The 20843-nt window shown below is 51.0% G+C and carries 18 protein-coding genes; 12 read left to right on the top strand and 6 right to left on the bottom strand.

What is annotated here, in order from left to right; all coding sequences use genetic code 11:
• Positions 1-103: 103 nt before the first annotated feature.
• The 7 genes from icd (at position 104) to AC0YN4_RS15055 (ending at position 8197) form a co-directional block, all read left to right on the top strand.
• Positions 104-1396: an NADP-dependent isocitrate dehydrogenase gene (gene icd, locus AC0YN4_RS15085; RefSeq protein ID WP_475836126.1), complete on the top strand. Its 1293-nt coding sequence runs from the start codon at positions 104-106 to the stop codon at positions 1394-1396.
• A gap of 140 nt (positions 1397-1536) precedes the next feature.
• Positions 1537-2478 (top strand): malate dehydrogenase, encoded by a 942-nt coding sequence (gene mdh, locus AC0YN4_RS15080; protein WP_475781945.1) that lies wholly within the window; start codon positions 1537-1539, stop codon positions 2476-2478.
• 94 nt (positions 2479-2572) lie between these two features.
• Complete coding sequence (recQ, locus tag AC0YN4_RS15075; RefSeq protein WP_475836125.1) at positions 2573-4807, top strand: DNA helicase RecQ; 2235 nt, start codon at positions 2573-2575, stop codon at positions 4805-4807.
• 75 nt (positions 4808-4882) lie between these two features.
• Complete coding sequence (locus AC0YN4_RS15070; RefSeq protein WP_475781943.1) at positions 4883-5314, top strand: hypothetical protein; 432 nt, start codon at positions 4883-4885, stop codon at positions 5312-5314.
• 21 nt (positions 5315-5335) lie between these two features.
• Positions 5336-6292 carry a sugar kinase gene (locus AC0YN4_RS15065; protein WP_475836124.1) on the top strand — a complete coding sequence of 319 codons (957 nt, stop codon included), beginning with the start codon at positions 5336-5338 and terminating at the stop codon, positions 6290-6292.
• Positions 6293-7096 (top strand): DeoR/GlpR family DNA-binding transcription regulator, encoded by an 804-nt coding sequence (locus tag AC0YN4_RS15060; RefSeq protein WP_475781941.1) that lies wholly within the window; start codon positions 6293-6295, stop codon positions 7094-7096.
• A gap of 165 nt (positions 7097-7261) precedes the next feature.
• On the top strand, positions 7262-8197 hold the full coding sequence (locus tag AC0YN4_RS15055) for an NHL repeat-containing protein (RefSeq protein ID WP_475781940.1): 936 nt from the start codon (positions 7262-7264) through the stop codon (positions 8195-8197).
• Between the two features lie 90 nt (positions 8198-8287).
• Here the strand turns inward: AC0YN4_RS15055 and nagA are convergent, their stop codons facing one another.
• Positions 8288-9469: an N-acetylglucosamine-6-phosphate deacetylase gene (nagA, locus tag AC0YN4_RS15050; RefSeq protein ID WP_475836123.1), complete on the bottom strand. Its 1182-nt coding sequence runs from the start codon at positions 9467-9469 to the stop codon at positions 8288-8290.
• A gap of 3 nt (positions 9470-9472) precedes the next feature.
• Positions 9473-10195 carry a glucosamine-6-phosphate deaminase gene (gene nagB / locus AC0YN4_RS15045; protein ID WP_475781938.1) on the bottom strand — a complete coding sequence of 241 codons (723 nt, stop codon included), beginning with the start codon at positions 10193-10195 and terminating at the stop codon, positions 9473-9475.
• A 195-nt stretch (positions 10196-10390) separates the two neighbouring features.
• On the opposite strand from nagB, the gene fni reads away from it, so the two are divergent.
• On the top strand, positions 10391-11452 hold the full coding sequence (gene fni, locus AC0YN4_RS15040) for a type 2 isopentenyl-diphosphate Delta-isomerase (RefSeq protein ID WP_475836122.1): 1062 nt from the start codon (positions 10391-10393) through the stop codon (positions 11450-11452).
• 4 nt (positions 11453-11456) lie between these two features.
• On the opposite strand, the gene AC0YN4_RS15035 is transcribed toward fni, so the two are convergent.
• From AC0YN4_RS15035 to AC0YN4_RS15025, 3 genes are read right to left on the bottom strand one after another with little or no spacing between them, the layout of a single operon-like run.
• Positions 11457-12557, bottom strand: a complete 1101-nt coding sequence (locus tag AC0YN4_RS15035) for a Ger(x)C family spore germination protein (RefSeq protein ID WP_475836121.1) — start codon at positions 12555-12557, stop codon at positions 11457-11459.
• Positions 12554-13663: a GerAB/ArcD/ProY family transporter gene (locus AC0YN4_RS15030; RefSeq protein ID WP_475781935.1), complete on the bottom strand. Its 1110-nt coding sequence runs from the start codon at positions 13661-13663 to the stop codon at positions 12554-12556. The genes AC0YN4_RS15035 and AC0YN4_RS15030 overlap by 4 nt, the downstream gene beginning before the upstream one ends.
• Positions 13660-14988, bottom strand: coding sequence for a spore germination protein (locus AC0YN4_RS15025; RefSeq protein ID WP_475781934.1), 1329 nt, complete (start codon positions 14986-14988; stop codon positions 13660-13662). The genes AC0YN4_RS15030 and AC0YN4_RS15025 overlap by 4 nt, the downstream gene beginning before the upstream one ends.
• A gap of 178 nt (positions 14989-15166) precedes the next feature.
• On the opposite strand from AC0YN4_RS15025, the gene AC0YN4_RS15020 reads away from it, so the two are divergent.
• The 4 genes from AC0YN4_RS15020 to AC0YN4_RS15005 all read left to right on the top strand — a co-directional run bounded on the left by AC0YN4_RS15020 (position 15167) and on the right by AC0YN4_RS15005 (position 19179).
• Complete coding sequence (locus AC0YN4_RS15020) at positions 15167-15919, top strand: class I SAM-dependent methyltransferase (RefSeq protein WP_475781933.1); 753 nt, start codon at positions 15167-15169, stop codon at positions 15917-15919.
• A gap of 17 nt (positions 15920-15936) precedes the next feature.
• Entirely contained in the window at positions 15937-16926 is a 990-nt protein-coding gene (locus AC0YN4_RS15015) for an MBL fold metallo-hydrolase (RefSeq protein ID WP_475836120.1), read from the top strand.
• 181 nt (positions 16927-17107) lie between these two features.
• A complete protein-coding gene (locus tag AC0YN4_RS15010) occupies positions 17108-18439 on the top strand; it encodes a CapA family protein (RefSeq protein ID WP_475836119.1) in 1332 nt (443 codons plus the stop codon).
• Between the two features lie 5 nt (positions 18440-18444).
• Positions 18445-19179 carry a glycerophosphodiester phosphodiesterase gene (locus AC0YN4_RS15005; RefSeq protein ID WP_475781930.1) on the top strand — a complete coding sequence of 245 codons (735 nt, stop codon included), beginning with the start codon at positions 18445-18447 and terminating at the stop codon, positions 19177-19179.
• 389 nt (positions 19180-19568) lie between these two features.
• Here AC0YN4_RS15005 and AC0YN4_RS15000 read toward each other — a convergent pair whose 3' ends face one another.
• Complete coding sequence (locus tag AC0YN4_RS15000) at positions 19569-20726, bottom strand: HD domain-containing phosphohydrolase (RefSeq protein ID WP_475836118.1); 1158 nt, start codon at positions 20724-20726, stop codon at positions 19569-19571.
• Positions 20727-20843: the final 117 nt, after the last annotated feature.

Below are 20843 nucleotides of genomic sequence, written 5' to 3'. Positions count from 1 at the left end.
CGTCAAGTTATGTTTATCGATAGTAATCCATTAATCACGCGTGTGCTTCGAGTCATAGTCATGCACTCAAGGAACAACGCATAATCTTAGGAGGAATTCATTCATGCAACTCGAAAAGTTCGCACTGCCAACTGAAGGCGACAAAATTACAATCGATAACGGTGTACTAAACGTTCCTAACAACCCAATCATCCCTTTCATCGAAGGCGACGGCACAGGCCGTGACATCTGGAAAGCGTCCAAGCGTGTTCTGGATGCAGCTGTTGAGAAAGCATACGGCGGCGAGAAGAAAATCGCTTGGTACGAAGTATTTGCCGGCGAGAAAGCATTCAACGCTTATGGCGAATGGCTTCCGGCTGACACACTGACTGCAATCCGCGAATACATCGTAGCGATCAAAGGACCTCTGACTACGCCAATCGGCGGCGGTATCCGTTCCCTGAACGTAGCGCTTCGTCAAGAGCTTGACCTGTATGTATGCTTGCGTCCTGTTCGTTACTTCGACGGCGTACCTTCCCCGGTTAAACGTCCTGAGCTGGTAAACATGGTTATCTTCCGCGAAAACACAGAGGATATCTATGCAGGAATCGAATACCAAGAAGGCTCCGCAGAAGTGAAGAAAGTGATTTCCTTCCTGCAAAACGAAATGGGCGTTAACAAAATCCGTTTCCCTGAAACATCCGGTATCGGTATTAAGCCGGTTTCCGCTGAAGGCTCCAAACGTCTTGCACGTGCTGCGATCGAATACGCGCTGAAACACGGCCGTAAATCGCTGACACTCGTTCATAAAGGCAACATCATGAAATTTACAGAAGGCGCGTTCAAGAACTGGGGCTACGAAGTGGCTGAGCAAGAGTTCGCAGAACAAACTTTCACATGGGGTCAATACGACCGCATCAAAGAAGCAGAAGGCACTGACGCAGCTAACAAAGCACAAAAAGATGCAGAAGCAGCTGGCAAGCTGATCGTGAAAGACGCTATTGCCGACATCGCATTGCAACAAGTACTTACACGTCCTACAGACTTCGACGTGATCGCAACGCTTAACCTGAACGGTGACTACCTGTCTGATGCACTGGCTGCACAAGTTGGCGGTATCGGTATCGCTCCGGGAGCTAACATCAACTACTTGACTGGACATGCAATCTTCGAAGCAACTCACGGTACAGCTCCGAAATACGCTGACCTTGATGTTGTAAACCCAGGTTCGGTTATCTTGTCCGGCGTAATGCTTCTTGAGCACCTTGGCTGGCAAGAAGCTGCTGATTCCATCTACAAAGGTCTGGAAACAGCAATCAACAACAAAACCGTTACTTATGACTTCGCACGTCTGATGGAAGGCGCAACTGAAGTTAAATGTTCCGCATTCGCTGACGAAATCATCAAAAACCTGTAATTCACCCATACGAAGCACGTCCCCTTGGGGTCCTTCTCAACTTGAGGAGGACCCCAAGGACTTATCCTTTGGAATCCCAGCCGGCTGATGACGGATTTAGACAGGCGTAAATTACATTTGTTTAAGGGAGGCCGTTTGTAATGGCGATTAAACGTAATAAAATTACAGTTGTAGGTGCGGGTTTCACAGGTGCTACGACAGCATTGATGCTTGCGCAGAAAGAGCTTGGCGATGTTGTTTTGGTTGATATCCCGCAGCTTGAGAACCCGACTAAAGGCAAGGCGCTTGATATGTTGGAATCGACACCGGTTCTTGGTGTTGACTCCAGAATTACAGGTACTTCCGACTATGCAGATACAGCTGGTTCATCTGTAGTAATCATTACTGCCGGAATCGCTCGTAAACCGGGCATGAGCCGCGACGACTTGGTCAACACCAATGCCGGCATCGTGAAATCGGTTTGCGAAAACATTAAAACGACCAGCCCGGATGCTTACGTGATTATTCTTTCTAATCCAGTTGATGCGATGACTTACGCGGCATACAATACGCTTGGTTTTCCTAAGAACCGAGTGATTGGTCAATCCGGCGTACTCGATACAGCACGGTACTGCACGTTCATTGCACAAGAGCTGAACGTATCTACGGAAGACGTTCGCGGTTTCGTGCTTGGCGGTCATGGCGACGATATGGTTCCGCTTGTACGGTACTCCAACGTAGGCGGCATTCCTATCGAGAAACTGATTCCGGCTGATCGCATTGAAGCGATTGTGCAGCGTGCACGTGTTGGCGGCGGCGAAATCGTCAACCTGCTGGGTAACGGCTCCGCTTACTATGCTCCTGCTGCATCGCTCGTTCAGATGACAGAGGCGATTCTGAAGGACAAGAAACGCATCCTTCCGGTTATCGCGCTGCTAGAAGGGGAATACGGCTACAATAACCTATTCATGGGTGTACCGGTTATTCTGGGCGGTGACGGCATCGAGAAAGTATTCGAGCTTGAGCTTACGGAAGACGAGAAAGCGGCACTCGAGAAGTCCGCTAACTCCGTTCGCAACGTGATCGCGGTCGTTAACGGCTAATAGAGCAAGACACAGCTCATGAAGCACATGAGACCCTGACAGATTCTTCGTCAGGGTTTTGCTGTTTTTAATTTGAAGAAGGAGGTGGCTGCCCATGCATACTGAAGCACAGCAGATGCTGAAGCAAGTCTACGGCTACGACAGCTTCCGCAAAGGACAAAGCGATATCATTGAAGGCGTGCTCGCAAGTAAAGATACGCTCGCGATTCTGCCGACCGGCGGAGGAAAGTCGATCTGTTATCAGCTTCCGGCCATGCTGCTGCCAGGGACCACGATTGTGGTCTCGCCGCTTATTTCGTTAATGAAGGACCAAGTGGATGCGTTAAACCGCTTAGGAGTACCCGCAGCGTATTTAAACAGCTCTTTAGATGCAGCTGCCTACCGCGATGTAGTGAGGCAGACGGCAGAGGGAGTGTACAAGCTGCTTTATGTAGCGCCCGAGCGATTGGACAGCAATATGTTCGACTCTCTATCCAGCCAAATGCATATTCCGCTGATTGCGATCGATGAGGCGCACTGTGTGTCGCAATGGGGACATGATTTCCGTCCGAGCTACCGCCAGCTTGCGGGCTGGATCGGGAGATTGGAGAATCGGCCGCCGGTTGCGGCGTTCACGGCAACGGCGACACCGGAAGTCGCAGATGACATTGCCGCGATGCTCGGACTGCGCCAGCCGAATATTTTCATTACCGGATTTGCCCGGACGAACTTAACGCTCTCCGTAGTTACGGGAACGGATAAACGTAAATTTCTGCGCGACTTCGTTTCACAGCGGCCTGATCAATCAGGTATCGTCTACACGGCAACACGCAAGGAAGCGGATGAAGTGAGCGAGGATTTGAGCCGGCTTGGGATTACGGTTGGCAAATACCACGGCGGCTTAGGCGACGAAGAACGTGCCGATGCACAGGAGAAGTTCAGATTCGACGACTATCGGGTGATGGTTGCGACGAATGCGTTTGGTATGGGGATCGACAAGCCGAACGTTCGTTATGTCGTTCACTATCAGATGCCTGGCGATGTCGAGTCGTATTATCAAGAAGCCGGACGTGCAGGACGTGATGGTGAAGAGAGTGATTGCGTCCTCATGTTCGAACCGCAGGACGTCCAGGTGCAGCGGTTTCTGATCGACAGAAGCACTGGCGATCCGGAGCGGAAGACGATTCAGCTTAATAAGCTCTATACGATGATGCATTACAGCAGGTCGGAGAAATGTCTGCTGCAGTATATCGTGAAATATTTTGGAGAGTCGGATGTGCCGGAATGCGGAAAATGCAGCAACTGCTTGGACCAAAGCGCGCTGATTGATACGACTGAGGATGCGCGCAAGGCGTTATCTTGCGTGGGAAGGCTCAAGGGCAGATTCGGAATTTCACTTGCAGCTAAGGTGCTGAAGGGCTCAAGAGAGAAACGTATTATTGAGTTTGGGTTAGACCGTCTGTCCACGTATGGACTCATGAGGAGCTGGGTTGAGAAAGAGATCACGGATCTGCTGTACTGGCTTGTGGCAGAAGGCTATTTGCGTATCAGCGAAGGCGAGTATCCGACGGTTTCGCTCACAGCCGAAGCACTTCCTGTGCTGGAAGGGAAAGTGACGGTTCATCGCAGACAAAGTGCGGCAGCCAAAAGAAGGGCAACCGAGAGCACTTCGGTCACTTCGGCGAACACGCCGCTGTTTGAAGCACTTCGCGAATGGCGCCGGGTTACGGCGGCCAGAGAGCATGTCCCGCCGTTTATGTTGTTTTTCGACGCGGCACTTCGTGAAATTGCGGATCGACAGCCGGTGAATACAGAGCAGCTGCTCGGCGTGAAAGGAATCGGGGCCGCTAAGGCGAACAAATACGGCAGTGAAGTCATTGCAATCGTAAGATCGTTTAAAGGCGTTGCAGCGGCTGAGACAGGCGGTACGCTTTTCTCACAGTCTTCTACTCCCCACACTGATTCAGTCACATCAGTGCCGCGTGCAGAGCGTGAGAAGCCTTCTGAAGCGCTCACAGCTGCTATTCAAGCAGAGCTAGAGGGGTTATCAAGCCACATGCAGTCATTGACGCTGCTAGGCATGGGTCATTCCATCGCTGACATCGCGTCGATTCGCGGTATGGGACGAGTGACGATCGAGAACCACTTGCTGCGATGTGCACAAGAAGGCGAGGAGCTGGACTGGGATGCTTTTATTCCCCAGCAGTATGAGGCTCAGATTGTGGAAACCATCAATCAGGTTGGGGTAGACAAGCTCAAGCCGATCAAAGAAGCGCTTCCGGATGATGTCGAATATTTTGCGATCAAAGCTGTTATGGTGAAGCATCGATTGTCGCCTGCCGCTGAATAAACGGGTTTCTTTGAATTGCCGCGCCGATTTTAGTATACTTGTAAAGATCATAATACAATTTAGGAGGACGTACGGATGTTGAATTTCATGTTATTTTTGCACGTGCTCGGTGCTGCCGGAATGGGGTTTTACCTTGTTCTGCCACTGATGGTCGGACGCGCATCCAAGCTTGACGGCTCCGGACAAGCTGGCCTTGCAGAAGGTCTGGTTTCCGCTAACCGCATTGCCCAATATTTTCTCGTCCTGCAGTTGCTGACAGGCGGTTACTTGATGTCGCAAGGTGAGTATAAAGTAATTTGGATGATTATTGTTACTTTGCTGTTCCTGGCAATTGCAGCACTGGGGGGGATTGTGACGAAACCGCTGAAACGAATTGCAGCTGAGATTCAGAGCGGTCAAAGTGCAACGGCTCATATTGGCAAAGCCCGCGTACTGAGTCTAATCATTCTTGTTATCTATGTAGTAATTCTTTACTTCATGAAATATCCGATTATCAAAACGATGTAAGTCACATTGGAGGGATAACCGTTGACGAATGCAGTGCCTGATTTATTAACCTTCGGGGAAACGATGGCTTTGTTTATGCCGCAGGGAGATAAAATGATCGAGAATGCCCCTACGCTTGAAGTAAGCTTCGGAGGAGCGGAGAGCAATGTGGCTATTGGCGTTGCTCGTTTAGGCGAATCAGTCGGCTGGTTCGGCGCGCTCGGCGATGATCCGTTCGGCCGCGTGATCATGAAGCGCATTCGCGGTGAGGGAGTAGACGTGTCGCGCGCGAGCTTGGTCGAAGGAGCGCCGACAGGGATGATGTTCCGCGAAATGGTGGCAGGGAAATTAGCCGTCCACTATTTCCGTAAGCACTCCGCCGCCAGCCGGATGCAGCCGAATCAGCTTGATCTGGATTACATCCGCGGCTGCAAAATATTGCATATCTCCGGCATTACGCCGGCGCTCAGCCAAAGCTGCCGCGATACGATCTTCGCTGTTGTGGCTGCTGCAAAGGAAGCCGGCGTTCTTATTTCCTTCGATCCGAATTTGCGTCTGAAGCTGTGGACGATCGAGGAAGCGCGTGAAGCGGTAATGCCGCTTGCGGAGCAAGCTGATTATTTCCTGCCGGGCTGGGATGAGCTGCGGTTGCTTTATAACAACGATGATTTTGAAGGTGTGAAGGCGGAGCTGTCGAAGCTATCGGCAATTAGCATCATCAAGGGTGTCGGTGATACGACAGTCGTTCTGGAGAATGGCCAAGCGGTAGAAGTACCGTTCTATCCGGTTGATCGCGTAATCGATACAGTAGGGGCCGGCGATGCGTTCTGCTCCGGTTTCCTGGCGGGATTGCTCAAAGGCATGAGTGTAGTTGAGGCTGTACGCCTTGGCAGCATCAGCGGCGCATTGGTGGTCCAAATGCGCGGTGACTGGGAAGCGCTTCCTGACTGGGCGTCTGTCGAGCGCAGATTGTCGGACAAAGGCTGGGTGGAACGCTAAATGGCTGATGTGCAATCGTCGAAAGGACAGCGGCGGCGGGAGCAGATTATGAATGTGCTGAAGCGGCAAGGACGAGTTACGATCCAAGAGGTCGTAGAACGATTTGGCATTTCTGAAGCCACGGCGCGCCGCGATTTGGAGCTGATGGAGAAATCAGAGCCGGTCATTCGGACGATTGGCGGTGCGATGTATGACGGCATGAATGCGGTGAGAGAGCTTCCCTTCGCAGAGAAGGAAGGCTTATCTTTTCTCGAGAAGGAACGGATTGCGGCAGCAGCGGCGGGGCTGATCTTCGAAGGCGATGTTGTCGGTCTGTCCGGCGGCACGACCAACTATTACTTGGCCAAGCTGCTCAAAACGCGAAGAGGCATTACCGTTGTGACGAATACGGTCAACGTTGCGATGGAGCTGGCCGGCAGCGATATCAATGTCGTTGTAACAGGCGGGATGATGCGGCATAACAGCTTTGAATGTTGCGGGCCGCTTGGCGAAGGCATGATCAGTCAACTGCACATCGGCAAAATGTTCCTCGGCGTTGACGGTGTTTCCTCTACCGGAGGCATTACGACCTATTCCGAGCAAGAGGCGCAGATCGCCAAAGCGATGATACGCAGATCCCAATCCACCTATGCGATGTTCGATCATACGAAGATTGGTCGCACTTCATTGTTCTCCATTGCGCCGCTCACCGAGCTGCAAGCCTTTATAACGGACAGGCCGCTTCCACAGCAGCTGGCGTCAATCGCCCATGCACATGGCATTCAAACGGTCATAGCAAGTGAGGAGCAGGAAGCTTCGTTGTAAAAGCTGGGCCTATTATCACAGATACATATATCGCAAGGAGGAAGCAATATCGAAATGGAGAGATTCCATGTAGATATTGCTTTTTTTGTGAAAATATTACTTCCGCGATTCCGCGATTTTGGTATACTTGGGATTGTACGAAAACTTGAAAGGAGAAATGTGAACGTGTCTGAAAAATTGATTATTGGTAACGAATCTCACTCCTATGAAGTTGCAGAAGGCTGGGGTAAGCTTCCGGAAGGAATCACTTACGGCTATACTCACGGTATTGTCGTCGATGCAAATGATAACGTTTACGTACATAACACGAGCAAAGACTCCGTCGTTGTTTTTGACAAAGAGGGAAACTTCCTAACGTCGTGGGGCGCAGAATTTGAGGGAGGCGCTCACGGCTTCTACCTGCACCGTGACGACGCAGACGGCATCGAGTATTTGTACTTCGCAGATACAAACCGTGCGCTGGTAGTCAAAACAACCCTCTCCGGAGACGTATTGCTAGAAATCGGCGGACCGGAACGTCCGGATCTATATGATGCCGAGCGCCGCTATGTGCCGACGGATGTGTGCGTGGCGCCAAACGGCGACATTTACGTTTCTGACGGCTACGGTCAATTCTATATTCATCACTATGATGCCAAAGGCAATTACATCCGCTCATGGGGCGGCCGTGGTTCCGAGCCCGGCAAAGTCAAAGAACCGCATGGCATCTCCATTAACCTGCGCGGCGAAGAGCCGGAAATTTACGTCGCAGACCGCAGAAACAGCCGTATTCAAGTGTTCACGCTAGAGGGCGAGCATAAGCGTTTCGTCGATCATAATCTGGATCTGCCATGCAGCTTCTATTTCTTCGGAGACGAGGTTTATATGCCGGATCTGGACAGCCGCATAACCGTGCTGGATAAGAATGATCGCCTGATTACGCATCTCGGAGAAGACCAGCAGGCATACAAGCAGCAGGGCTGGCCGAATTTGCCGAAAGATTATTACCGTCCTGATAAATTCAGTTCCCCGCATGGCGTGTGTGTAGACTCGCAAGGTAACGTCTATGTTGCGGAATGGATCTTCGACGGCCGCATTACGAAGCTCATCAGACAGAAATAAACACGCACTCCTACTAAATCAAAAGGGTTATGCAGCAAGCCGCCGCAATCGCGGCGGCTAACGCTGCATAACCCTTTATTTGTTTTCACCTTAGCTGCTGTGCACGAGGCGGCCATTCACCCATGTATGGCTTACTTCGGTAAACGATGCATCCGCCAGTACGAGATCAGCCTGTTTCCCGACCGTAATGGAGCCCGTCACTTCAGCAAGACCCAATTGACGGGCCGGATTACCGCTTGCCATCCGGCTTACCTGAACGGGACTAAGCTCCGTATGGGTAAGCATGTAGCGGAAGGCATCGATCATAGTCAGCGTGCTTCCGGCCAAGCTGCCGCCTTCGCGGAGACGAGCTACACCTTGCTTAACATCTACGATGAGTCCGCCGAGATCATAGTCGCCATCGCCGAGACCGGCAGCCGACATCGCGTCCGTGATCAGCATGACTTTATCTAACGGCTTAGAGCCTACGAGAAGTCGGATTGCCGCTGGGTGGACATGATGTCCATCGGCGATTATTTCACCATAGATGCGCTCATCGGTCAAGACAGCGCCAACGGTTCCCGGCTCGCGATGGTGGAGGCCGCGCATCGCATTGAACGTATGCACGGCTTGCGTTAAACCAGCGTCAGCTGCAGCCGTAACCTGCGCGTAAGTAGCGTCCGTGTGCCCGCAAGCTGCAACGATACCGTGCTCTGCGAGATAGGAGACCAGCTCGCAAGCCCGTTCCTTCTCCGGCGCCAAGGTGAGCTGTTTAATAAGTCCCGGATACTGCTCGTTCCACGACTTCACCCAGTCGACACGCGGCGGTGAAATAAAAGCCGGGTTCTGAGCACCGGGCCACAGCTCGCTGATAAACGGTCCTTCCAGATGAACGCCGCCAAGCTTGGCGAATGCCATTTCACCGCTAACATAGTCATTGGAGGCTGCCAGCACGGCTTCGATCGCTTCCTTGGATGCCGTAACGGTAGTTGCCAGCATGCAAGTTGTACCTTTGGAAGCATGGTAGCTAGTAATGGTATCATAAGCATCTCGGCTGGCATCCATGAAGTCTGCGCCGAAGCCGCCATGTACATGCATGTCGATAAAACCGGGAACAAGCCAGCTTCCTTTTCCGTCGATGGTGCGGTGCTGCTCGTTCTCAGATGGAAGGAATTGACCCTCAATAATAGCTGTAATAATCCCGTTCTCTACGATTATGCCGCCTTCAATAACCGTGTCTTGCACGATTGCTTTCACATTCGTAATGAACCAATTGTTATCCTCCGCTTTCATCCTCTACAATAACCTCCCTGCCTCTCGATCGACCAACACGATCACTTTCTTATGCGTTTGCAGCAGCGATGCCGGAACTTCTGTTGTAATCGGGCCGTGCAGCGCTTGCTTGACGATATTCGCCTTGTCGGCACCTTTCACGACAAGGACGATCGAGTCTGCTTTCAGAATGGAGCCAACGCCCATCGTAATGGCTTTCGTCGGCACTTCATCCGGCGTATCGAAAAATCTTGCATTTGCTGCTCGAGTTGCTTCCTCAAGCTCCACGACATGCGTACCGCCATGCAGCTCTTGATCCGGCTCATTGAAGCCGATGTGGCCGTTATGGCCCAGGCCAAGAAGCTGTACGTCGATGGGCTGCTCGGACAGCATGCGATCATAAGACAGGCATTCCGCTTTCAAATCACTGACCATGCCGCTAGGCAAATGTGCTTGCTCCTTCGGCAAATCGATGTGGTCAAACAAGTGGTGTTTCATAAATTGGGCATAGCTTTGCTCATGGTTTGGCGAAAGTCCTACATATTCGTCCAGGTTGAACGTAGTTGCGTACTTGAAGGAAACTTCGCCGTTATTGTACATCTCTATCATTTTTCCATAAATTCCGATGGGTGTCGAGCCGGTTGCCAGCCCAAGCGTTGCGTGTGGATTATGTTTAATCGTATCTGCGAAAATTTGAGCAGCATAACGGTCAAGTTCACTAATGTTGTCGAAGCGTTTCAATTCCATAATGAGGTGCCCCCTAAGGTTCGTTATGATTTTATTATAAAGGAAATTGTCAAAACCGACAATGAAAATGATTAAAAAAATCATTATTAAGAAATTAATAATCATAAACACAGGGGTTCCCAGCAAACTTGCTCTTGAGGTCACGCATATGCCATGATGATTGCAGCAAAGCAGATGACAGGGGGATCTACGACTATGATGGACAGGCAAGCTGAGGAGCATGTCCAAACGACGAAGAGGAAGGGCGAGCATATCCGGATTGTCCTGGAGGAACAAGTACAGAGCGTCGGCACGGAGCCCGGCTTCGAACAATATCGGTTTCGCCATCAAGCGCTTCCGGAGTTCGACTTCGAGGAAATCGACATCGCTTCAACGTTTCTGGGCAAGCCGATTGCAGCACCGCTGCTCATTAGTTCGATGACCGGGGGAACAGCGGAGACTGGTGCTATTAATGAAAGGCTTGCTGATGCAGCGCAGGCAAGAGGCTGGGTGATGGCGCTTGGCTCTATGCGTGCTGCCATCGAGAAGGAATCTCTCGCCTCGACATTCCAAGTGCGCAAGCAAGCGCCAAACATACCGATCATAGCCAACCTTGGCGCTGTTCAGCTCAACTACGGGTATGGAGTCGACGAATGCAGGCTCGCCGTCGAGCTTGCCGAAGCAGATGCGCTCGTCTTGCACCTGAACAGCTTGCAAGAGGTATTCCAGCCGGAAGGGAACACGAATTTCCGCGGACTGCTGCAGCGCATTGCCGAGGTATGCCGCCAGCTGCAAGTACCGGTTGGCGTAAAGGAAGTTGGCTGGGGTATCGATGCCGAGACCGCATTAAGGCTGCACGATATAGGAGTCGCCTTCATAGATGTCGCCGGAGCGGGCGGAACCTCCTGGAGCCAGGTGGAGAAATACCGCTCTCGCGATCCGCTGCGCGCCGAGGCCGCAGCTGCCTTTGCAGGCTGGGGGACGCCGACGGCAGCATGCGTGCGCGACGTCCGTGCTGCGCTGCCGTGCACTGCCCTAATTGCAAGCGGCGGCTTGAACACAGGCGTGGATGCCGCGAAAGCGATCGCGCTAGGCGCTGATTTGGCAGGTTATGGCCGTTCACTCCTAGCCGGTGCGGCAAATCCGCAAACGATCGGCAGTGAGTCGCTTCAACGCCAAATGGAGCGCATTGAGTTCGAGCTGCGTACGGCAATGTTCGGCATTGGCGCCGCTAGCTTGCCAGAGCTGCGTCATACGAATCGCTTACTACAATTGTGAGTGATTAGCGAGTTAAACCAGAGCCCTCGATGGCAACATCCGCTTGAACCTCGAATTTCAAATGGGGATAAATAGACTCCCATTCTTTCCAAGTCCGAGGAGTTCCCGCATGAGTCGCACGATAACGAAGTCCAAAACCAAACGGATCTACGCCTGCTTTCTGTACTTTCACAAGCAGGCTCTTGGCTTCGGCGGCGACCTGCGTATTGAAGGCTTTCTCAAGCTCCTTCCAATTCTGATCGTAAATGCCGCCCGGTGCTTCCTCGAATATTCCGCCAAATTTCAGCTTCATCTTCAGTACGAAACCGTCTTGCTCTTTGACTATTTTGTAGTGGGAATCGATTTGGTCTACGGAGATGACAAGCGTGTCTCCTTTGATCTTTGCCGTAATCGTCGATTTCTTGTAGTGATTGCGGATTTGATTGTACATTTCGGTTTCGCGGGGGTTAAGCGTCAAGACAAGCTTCTTCTTATCAAGCAGCCCCAGCTTCGCAACGACGTAACCATTCTTCTCCTGCCGCATGATCGGCATGATGGGATCCATACCGCGTTCATCCACGCGTCGCATGAAATCAAACATATAGACACTGACGATGTAAGAGGACTGGGTCCCGTCTTTACCGAACAGCAGGAAGATCGTATTGCCCGGGAAACGCTCAGCAGGCGGGTTAATGTTCAGAATCGTCTTCGCGTCAGGCTTGCCGATGGCCAGATAAGCAATGTTCGACACATCGCGGCGGCGGGAAATCCACCGAAGGGAATCGGTATAATCCGATTTCACCAGCCCTTCCCCCAGCAGGTAGAGCTTGCAATGGCCAAAATCCAGTTCCTTATCTACATGAGATTTCAATAAGCGGAGAGCTTCGGCTATGGTGGAGGCGTGAATCGTTTCCACCTGTGTTTGAGCTGCTCCGGGCTCTATTTTCGGTGATGGTATGGCCAGCCGAAGTGTGATTTTGTAGCCGGTCTTGCCTTCATCTGGGGCGTCGATTCCCATGGCCAGGACGAAGAAACGTTTATCGATATCTTTGAAACCACAGCCCCCGAGCAGCACAGCGAGGGAGACGATCAGAGTTAGTTTTGTAGCGATCCGTTTAATGATCATGATGTCAACTTCTTTCGGCGTGCAATCAAACTCAGAATGAAGAAGAACAATACCGTCGCCGTTTCGGCAAATAAACGAATCAGCAGCCAGCCTCTGGTAATGATCAAGCTTTGCTTTTCATTAAAGATGTAGAACGAGATCATCGTTAAGACAGCAAAAATCGAAACGATCACATAATTCGAGGCAGCTGTGCGAACGGGGTCGATCTCCGGCTTTGCTTTGGGCAAACAGCTCTTTATCATCTGCATGGCGATATGCCAGCCCGTTGTCGTATAAAGGAGCGTAAGGTTTAGATACAATAACAGAAACAAGAAGATAACGCGCTCAATGAACCCGTATCCAAGCACCATGGAATCTGAAGTTACCGACCAAACGTATAAATACGAGCCAACGGCTTCAGTTCCATGAAAGCCGATGGGGACGAAGAAAGAGAGCAATAGAATCAGCGTACAGAGGATCGGCATCGCCCAGCGGAAGCGTAATCTGAAATTCGGCGGGTTAAGTCGATTGAAAATGGCATAGTTGGAATACCCCGTAAATACAAAGGTCGCAGCGGCAAAAGGTTCTATTTTGGGCGGGACACGCCAATATTGGGCGACGGTTCGAATGGCATCCCAGTCCAGATAAGGATTGGTTGACGCTTTAAACAGAATAAAGAAAACAATCGGGAGATTGATAAGCAAGGTCATCTCCATAATCAGAGCGATGGTTAAAGTAGAGCGTGTTGCTGTATATATGCAGGCCCCGACAAGAATGAACAGTACGAGCATGGAGCTTGTATCCGGGTTGAAAAAACGATTAATGAGCACCGCATAGGCAGTAATGGCGATTCCAGCCGCTGCGTACCACATGACAGATAACAGTATCAATATCGGAATATTGATATACTTGGGGAAATAGAGCGCCAATATTTCCGGAAGGCCCTTGCCCGGGAAGGTTTTCATGACATGGGTATAGATCAGTGCCAAGAAGCTGCCGAAGAAAGCAGCGCAAATCATAGAGGAAACAGACCCTGTATAACGGTCATTAAGGAGCATATACGGAACAAACATCATGAGATTCAGATTGCTGACGAGAATGATATTGTAAAAATAGTAACGAATCATTCTTGATTCACCTGCCCAATGTCGCCGCTTTGCGATGCTGATTTGTTATTAATGCGGAAGTACGGTTTTCCAAAGCTCCGCATGTCAGCCAAATACACCAAATAACAGAACAAGCCAATGGTTACCCCGGAGATACCAAAGAAAATCGCAGGGATAATAAGAGGATATTTCAGAAAACGGATCGACCCCGACATATTATTGACGGGAATGACAAAATTGGAAATCGCCACAACAGAGGTCACGATAATCATGATGCTGCTGACGAGTCCGGCCTGTTGCGCGGCTTGTCCCAGAATGAGACCGCCAACTGTAGTCGCAGTCGAACCGATATACTTGGGCAGCCTGACGCTGGCTTCAATGAGCGCTTCGATCATAAACAACATAATGAACACTTCGATAAAGGAAGGATAAGGCACGGCAGATCGGCTGCCAGCAATGGAGAAGGTTAATTGGACGCGAAAGAGCTCCGGATTATAGGAGACGATAGCCACATAGAGCGCTGGCAAGGCGACAGTAAGAATGACCGCCAAATACCGGAGAATCAACAGTAAGCGTGTCATCCAGAATGAGTCGTAGTGATCATCCACGGCATTCATAAAGTCGAAGAACGTTGCAGGCAAAATAAGCGCAAACATGGACCCTTGAATGAGCAGGATGATTTTGCCGTTCTGAATGCCTGTACATACTCGGTCCGGGCGTTCTGTCAGCATCATGGACGGAAACAGCCGATAGCGATCGCCGAGAGCCCGTGCTAATTCACCGGTCGCCGAAATCATCGGGATAGAAACCCGATCCAGCTTCTCCCTAACTCCGGTAAGAACGGTCGGATCAACACGTCGTTTATCAAAGATCAGCAGAACTCTTGTCTTCGACATCGTGCCGACGGTACGCTCCTCCACGGAGAGCTCCGGGTTTGGATAACGGTTGCGAATGATATTAACCGAATCTATCAAGTCTTCGCTTAACGCGATTTGCGGACCTGCGATGACGGTTTCGACCATCGTTTGCGGATTCTCGTTCCGGATAATACGTGCGGCATCAAGCTGATAGATGTTTCCGTTTAATTGCATCAGCACAAAGCCGTGGAGAATCGTATCCGCCCATTTGGCAGGGTCGTCCAGACGCTTAAAGACAGGATTGGTCATGACCAATTCTTCAAAGGGATGTTCTTGCTTCGTAAATGGGACAAGGATGAAATCGCTGACTTTGCTTTCGTCGCAAAGCGTAGCAATATAAGCGATTTCGATCTTAAGCGTATCATTCTGCAAGCGATTCATCGTCAAGTCCCGCGACTCTGCAAACAAGGTGTTGACTCGATTCAGCATGATGGCTTTCCCCTTTCCGGAACGAATGGCGTTATCGCCAGATTTTCAATAACTTTGGCATAGTATGGATGTTTGTGATGAAAATTATGCCGCTGCATGTGTGTTTTGCCAGAATAGCGAAGGGTGAAGTACAATAAGAGTCAATAAAATAGAGATGGCACTGAGAGGGGAAGCGGGTATGACGAAATGGTATGAGCGCAGTTTCGGCTCCGATTATATGATTGTGTATCGGCACCGCAATTGGGAGCAGGCGGCGCGTGAGGTTGAAACCATGGCGGGATGGCTGGAGCTTGCGCCCGGAGCCTCTGTACTCGATATCGGATGCGGAATGGGCCGGCACGCGCTAGCCTTGGCTCAGCTCGGCTACAACGTTACCGGCATCGACTTGTCGGAATCATTGCTGCAGAAAGCGCGCGAGCATAATCAGGAAGGACATATTCATGCACTCATTCAAGGGGATATGAGAGAGCTTCCTTTCGCCGACGGCAGCTTCGATGCGACCGTCAATTTGTTCACTTCCTTCGGCTATTTCGAGCTTGAATCAGACAATCACCGCGTCATCCGAGAGATTCGCAGAGTGCTCAAGCCGCAGGGGGCATTCCTAATTGATTTCATGAACCCGTCTTACGTAGCTGCTAATCTGGTGCCGCATTCGGAGCGTACGGATTCAGAGACAGGGCTGCATATTAGAGAGCAAAGAGGCACCGAAGAAGGCTGGGTGGTGAAGCAAATCCATATTACTGCTCAAGAGGGACATGAGGCATATCGCTGTTACGAGGAGCGGGTTCGGTTGTTTCCATTGTCTTGGTTTGAACAAGCACTCCGGGAAGCGGGGCTTGAGCTGGAGCACCGCTTTGGTGACTATGAAGGGCGACCCTATGAGGAGAAACATTCGCCGCGGATGATTCTGAAAGGCAGGGCTTTATCGTGAGTGAGGGGGCAAAATCGATGGTGACACAGTGGCATGGCGGAATCCTGCAGGTGAAAGTCCCGCTGCCGTTCTCGCTGAGATGGGTGAACAGTTATTTGATCCCAGACTCCGCTGGATACACGCTGATCGATCCGGGACTACATACGGATGAGGCTGTGCAGGCTTGGTCCGCGGCGCTGCTTGAGCAATCGATCGCAATCGCTTCGATTCACACCATTATTCTGACGCATCAGCATCCTGACCACTACGGAATGGCGGGATGGTTTCAAGAGAGGTCCGGAGCTCCCGTCTATATTTCCGAGCAATCTTATGCCTATACACAGCGCTTGTGGGGAGCTGACCTTGGGGCGGAATTTGCTGCTTCGCTGACGGAGCTGTATGCCGAGCAAGGAATGCCGCATTCGGTCGTCGAGGAAATCGCCCCACATCTGGTTAGCTTCGTGGAGAAAGTATCGCCGCAGCCGACCGTCACGTTTCTGGTAGCAGGCGAGACGATGGCGATTGGCGATTCCAAGTGGCATATGATCGACAGCCCGGGGCATGCAAAGGGGCAGTTATGTTTCTACGAGCCGCTTAAGAAATGGATGTTATGCGGCGATCAAGTGCTGCCGGATATTACGCCGAACATCAGCGTAGTGCCGGGTGAAAACCATGATCAGCTCCGGCAGTTTCTGGATAGCTTGGAGGAGCTGAAGGGCTACGAGGTTGAGCTTGCTTTTCCGGGGCATCGGGATCCCTTCGCGAATTTCAACGAACGGATTGTTCAGCTTGCGGCTCACCATGAACGGAGATTGCTTCAAATACGCGAGCTGATTCAAGCGGAACCGATGACGGGTTATACGTTATGCATGCGGCTCTTCGGCGAACGGATTGCCGGCAATACGCATAATTTGAGGTTTGCGATGTCAGAGACGCTTGCCCATTTATTCCATCTGGAGCGCCAAGGACTTGTTGCCGGAGCATGGCAAAATGACTACATGGTTTATTCGGTGAACTCGGATTCTTAAAAATATAAGAAGGTATAAGTTTCACCTGATACCATGCTTATATTTAACCGGAGTTGAAACGCGCTTCTCCGCCGATAGGACGGCGACGGCCGTATCACCTTGATGAAAAAGCTTCCAAAAGCGCCCGGAATATGGTGTATAATGAATGGGTCATCGTTTGAAGAAAAGGAGCTCACCTACTATGCCTGTTTCCCGCTCTGAATCTCGTCAACATCAGAAACAACAACGTGCACGCAGAATGAAACGTTTGTTTGCGATCAACCTAGTCCTGCTGTTAATCATCGGTGCACTTGCGGTCGTTTATGTCGTGCAGCGACAGGATGGCAACGAGAAGCTGAATACAGCGGCTAATGAACATAATGCACCTGCCGGAAGCGATAATGCCGGGCAAGCCGCGGATGCCGGGAACGATAATGCTGCCAGCTCCAATACATCTTCAGATACGCCTGAGACAGATGATCCATCATCGGAATCAGGTCATACAATCTTTGAGCCAATCGCAGATGATCCTGCATCTGCATCCGATAATGATGCTGCGGCTGGCGGCACAATTACGCCGGATGCCGGAGAGCAAGTGAATTTATCTTTTACAGGTGATGTTTTGCTGGCGGCTTCCGTAGAGAAGCTGATGCTTAAGAACGGTTATGAGTACCCGTACGCGAAAGTATTGAATGAGCTGAAGACGCCGGACCTGATGGCAGTCAATTTGGAGACGCCTGTTACCCTGCGCGGTACGCCGGCAGAGAATAAACAATATGTCTATAAATCATCGCCGGATGCACTACCTGCCTTGAAGGCAGCCGGCATCGATGTTGTCAATTTAGCCAATAATCATACGCTGGACCAAGGCGAAGAGGGGCTGCTGGATACGATCGGCCATCTCGATGAAGAGGGCATTCCCAATATGGGTGCCGGACGCGATGAGCTGGAAGCGTTCAAGCCCGTTCTGCTGGAGGCTAAAGGGATCAGCGTTGCGTACCTCGGATTGACAAGAGTTATCCCTGTCGGTTCCTGGAAGGCTACGAAGGATCATGCAGGCTTAGCGGAAACCTATGATTCTACTCGTGCGGTTGCCGCGATCAAGCAGGCGAAGAAGCAAGCCGATATTGTCGTAGTCATGGTGCACTGGGGAATTGAACGCGAGGATTTACCGAATAACGATCAGAAACGGTTAGCTCATGAATATATTGATGCAGGGGCAGATTTGGTAATCGGCAGTCATCCTCATGTTCTTCAAGGATTTGAGTCGTATAAAGGAAAGTGGATTGCCTACAGTCTAGGGAATTTCATATTCAGCGGCATGACGCCGGACAAAACGAAGGACACCGGCGTCCTTGATGCAGCTTGTAATGTGAAAGGCGATTGCTCGCTGAAATTTAAACCGATGCGTGCGGTGCAGTCGCAGCCGGCCCCTCTGGCAGGTGAAGAGGGAGTCGCGCTATTGAAGCGCATGTCGAGTATTTCCTTCCATGCAACCGTGGATGAAGCAGGGAACATTCAACCTAAGGAGTGAAGCTGATGTTGAATCCGTGTGTTGCCCACCGCGGAGCTTCAGGACTTGCGCCGGAGAATACGATGGCCGCTTTTCGGGAGGCGCTTAGTTTTCCGTTCGTGCAGTGGATCGAGCTTGATGTACAGCTGTCGAAGGACGGCATACCCGTTGTCATCCACGATGACTCGCTTCGGCGAACGGCAAGAGTAGCAGGTCGCGTACATGAATTCACGGCGGAGCAGCTTGGCAGGATGGACGCAGGCAGCTGGTTCGATAAGTCTTTCGCAGGCGAAGGCATTCCGTCGCTTCAGCAAGTGGTTGACGCAACAATCGGCCGCTGCCGGCTTAATGTGGAGCTCAAAACCTACGGCAACCGCTACCCCGGCATGGAGAAGAAAGTCGTCGAGCTGCTGTACAAGAACGGTCTGCAGCATGATGCCGTCATCACCTCCTTTGACCGTGAGGCGCTGCGGACCGTGCGTGAGCTGACCAAGGAGGTCCGGACCGGACTTATCCTGGATGCGTCACCTTGGACGCTGACAACGGATTTGGAGCGCTTAGGCGCTAATTTCTTATCTGTCGGCTATACGCGTGTAACGGATCAGCTGCTTGCTTCTATGCGCGCTGCACGAGTGGACGTAATGGCATGGACCGTGAATGACGCGCCTATGATGAAGCGGCTCGCCGCGCTTGACAGCGCGCTTATGATTTGTACGAATTATCCGGATCGCTTCGCACAGGCGAAGAATGAGCGTTTATAGAGCTAATTTCAAAGCGGTGGTGCAGAGCTATGTCTCTGCACCACCGCTTGCTTGTAGAGCTATGTGCTATGTCGCTTCCAACGCTAACGGTTGTGACAGTGGCTATTTAGCTTAAATTTACCCTTTTTATTTGCTAACGGTTGCCAGCGAGCCTATTTGAACGTTTTCCTCTATGAATCGCCCCATTTGCTGCAAATAACGTCTGTCATAACCGTTAGCGTTTCAAAAAGACTAATTTTCATGAAATAGACACGCTGGCAACCGTTAGAAATTTATTCTTTCCGGATTATCTCCAAGGGGCAAAAAAAAGCTGCCGCGACTTTCTCGGGCAGCCTTGCGGTGGTGCAGTGCTATGTCTCTGCACCGCCGTTTAATTTATACCAATATGCCTATACATCACGGAATCGATCTCGAATATCCAGAATCGCAGGGAGCTGCTCTATCAAGACATCAACAAGTTTCGGGTCGAAATGATGGCCGCGCTCCTCTTGGAATAATTGCAGAATTCGTTCAAGCTCCCAAGCCTTCTTGTACACGCGTTCGCTGCCGAGCGCGTCGAATACGTCCGCAATGGCTGTAATCCGACCGTAGAGATGGATGTCCTCTCCGCTTATACCTCGCGGGTATCCTTTGCCGTTCCACTTCTCGTGATGCTGATAGGCGACGATTGCTGCGGTTTTGAGCAGCTCGCGGCTGGAGGATTTGAGCAAGTTATAGCCGATATCTGTATGCAGCTTCATCTGGTCGAACTCTTCCTCGGTTAGCTTACCTGGCTTGAGCAGGACCGAGTCGGGAATGGCCACCTTGCCGATATCATGCATGGGCGAAACCATCTTGAGCAATTCAGCTTCTTCTACAGATAGTCCGTACCCGATTGCGAGTAAGTAGGAATATTCCGCTACCCGTTTGACGTGGTTGCCGGTTTCTTTGGAGCGGCTTTCGCCGATCTCCCCCATTACGGTAATGATTTCGCGCTGCGTAGCGACGATTTCCTCATGGAGAATAACTGATTCAAGCGATTTGCCGGCATAGGAGGCTGCCAGCTTCAAATGCTCGAGGTCGCGCTGCGTAAAGGCAGCTTGCGGCGTCAGCTTGTTAATGGCTTGATATGCACCGATTATGGTTCCGTCATTACCGACGAATGGCACGGTGATAACCGATTTCGTTCGATAGCCGGTACGGCGATCATTCTCGTCATTATGACGATGATCGCTGTAAGCGTCGTCGATTAATAAATAATTGCCGGTCTCGATCGAATGGCCGACAAAGCCGGTACCGAGCGGAATTCGGATTTCATTAACGCCATGGGCAATGGTTGTAAACAGTTCTTTACGGGCATGGTCGATGAGCCACACGGTACATCGATCTGCCATAATCATCTCGCGGCCCATATTGGCCATAAGCAGGAGTACGCTCTTTAAGTTTCGCTCTCCACCGATTTTGGCGGTATAATCAAATATAATACGAAGCAGCTCTTCCGGCGTCCGTTCATTTGCGGCGTCAGACAGTGGGGGAATTTCATCATGACGTTGATGACGATCATACATATGCAATCGAACGCTCCTTAAATGACAAAAAAGTATATTCTTCGACAGTATCAATTCAACAAAACTTTATTGAATCCTGCTTAAGCTTATGTAAAAAATGGGAGTATGGAGCGTGAA

It is taken from the genome of Paenibacillus sp. J22R3, from assembly GCF_056269305.1.
The sequence above is the reverse complement of the archived record's forward strand: the minus strand, read 5'-3'. Positions and strand labels throughout refer to the sequence as shown.

Bases quoted from the DNA above. Each gene is read 5' to 3' on its own strand.
- icd (WP_475836126.1), top strand. From the start codon at position 104: ATGCAACTCGAAAAGTTCGCACTGCCAACTGAAGGCGACAAAATTACA.
- mdh (WP_475781945.1), top strand. From the start codon at position 1,537: ATGGCGATTAAACGTAATAAAATTACAGTTGTAGGTGCGGGTTTCACA.
- recQ (WP_475836125.1), top strand. From the start codon at position 2,573: ATGCATACTGAAGCACAGCAGATGCTGAAGCAAGTCTACGGCTACGAC.
- AC0YN4_RS15070 (WP_475781943.1), top strand. From the start codon at position 4,883: ATGTTGAATTTCATGTTATTTTTGCACGTGCTCGGTGCTGCCGGAATG.
- AC0YN4_RS15060 (WP_475781941.1), top strand. From the start codon at position 6,293: ATGGCTGATGTGCAATCGTCGAAAGGACAGCGGCGGCGGGAGCAGATT.
- nagA (WP_475836123.1), bottom strand. From the start codon at position 9,469: ATGAAAGCGGAGGATAACAATTGGTTCATTACGAATGTGAAAGCAATC.
- nagB (WP_475781938.1), bottom strand. From the start codon at position 10,195: ATGGAATTGAAACGCTTCGACAACATTAGTGAACTTGACCGTTATGCT.
- fni (WP_475836122.1), top strand. From the start codon at position 10,391: ATGATGGACAGGCAAGCTGAGGAGCATGTCCAAACGACGAAGAGGAAG.
- AC0YN4_RS15035 (WP_475836121.1), bottom strand. From the start codon at position 12,557: ATGATCATTAAACGGATCGCTACAAAACTAACTCTGATCGTCTCCCTC.
- AC0YN4_RS15030 (WP_475781935.1), bottom strand. From the start codon at position 13,663: ATGATTCGTTACTATTTTTACAATATCATTCTCGTCAGCAATCTGAAT.
- AC0YN4_RS15025 (WP_475781934.1), bottom strand. From the start codon at position 14,988: ATGCTGAATCGAGTCAACACCTTGTTTGCAGAGTCGCGGGACTTGACG.
- AC0YN4_RS15020 (WP_475781933.1), top strand. From the start codon at position 15,167: ATGACGAAATGGTATGAGCGCAGTTTCGGCTCCGATTATATGATTGTG.
- AC0YN4_RS15015 (WP_475836120.1), top strand. From the start codon at position 15,937: ATGGTGACACAGTGGCATGGCGGAATCCTGCAGGTGAAAGTCCCGCTG.
- AC0YN4_RS15010 (WP_475836119.1), top strand. From the start codon at position 17,108: ATGCCTGTTTCCCGCTCTGAATCTCGTCAACATCAGAAACAACAACGT.
- AC0YN4_RS15005 (WP_475781930.1), top strand. From the start codon at position 18,445: ATGTTGAATCCGTGTGTTGCCCACCGCGGAGCTTCAGGACTTGCGCCG.
- AC0YN4_RS15000 (WP_475836118.1), bottom strand. From the start codon at position 20,726: ATGTATGATCGTCATCAACGTCATGATGAAATTCCCCCACTGTCTGAC.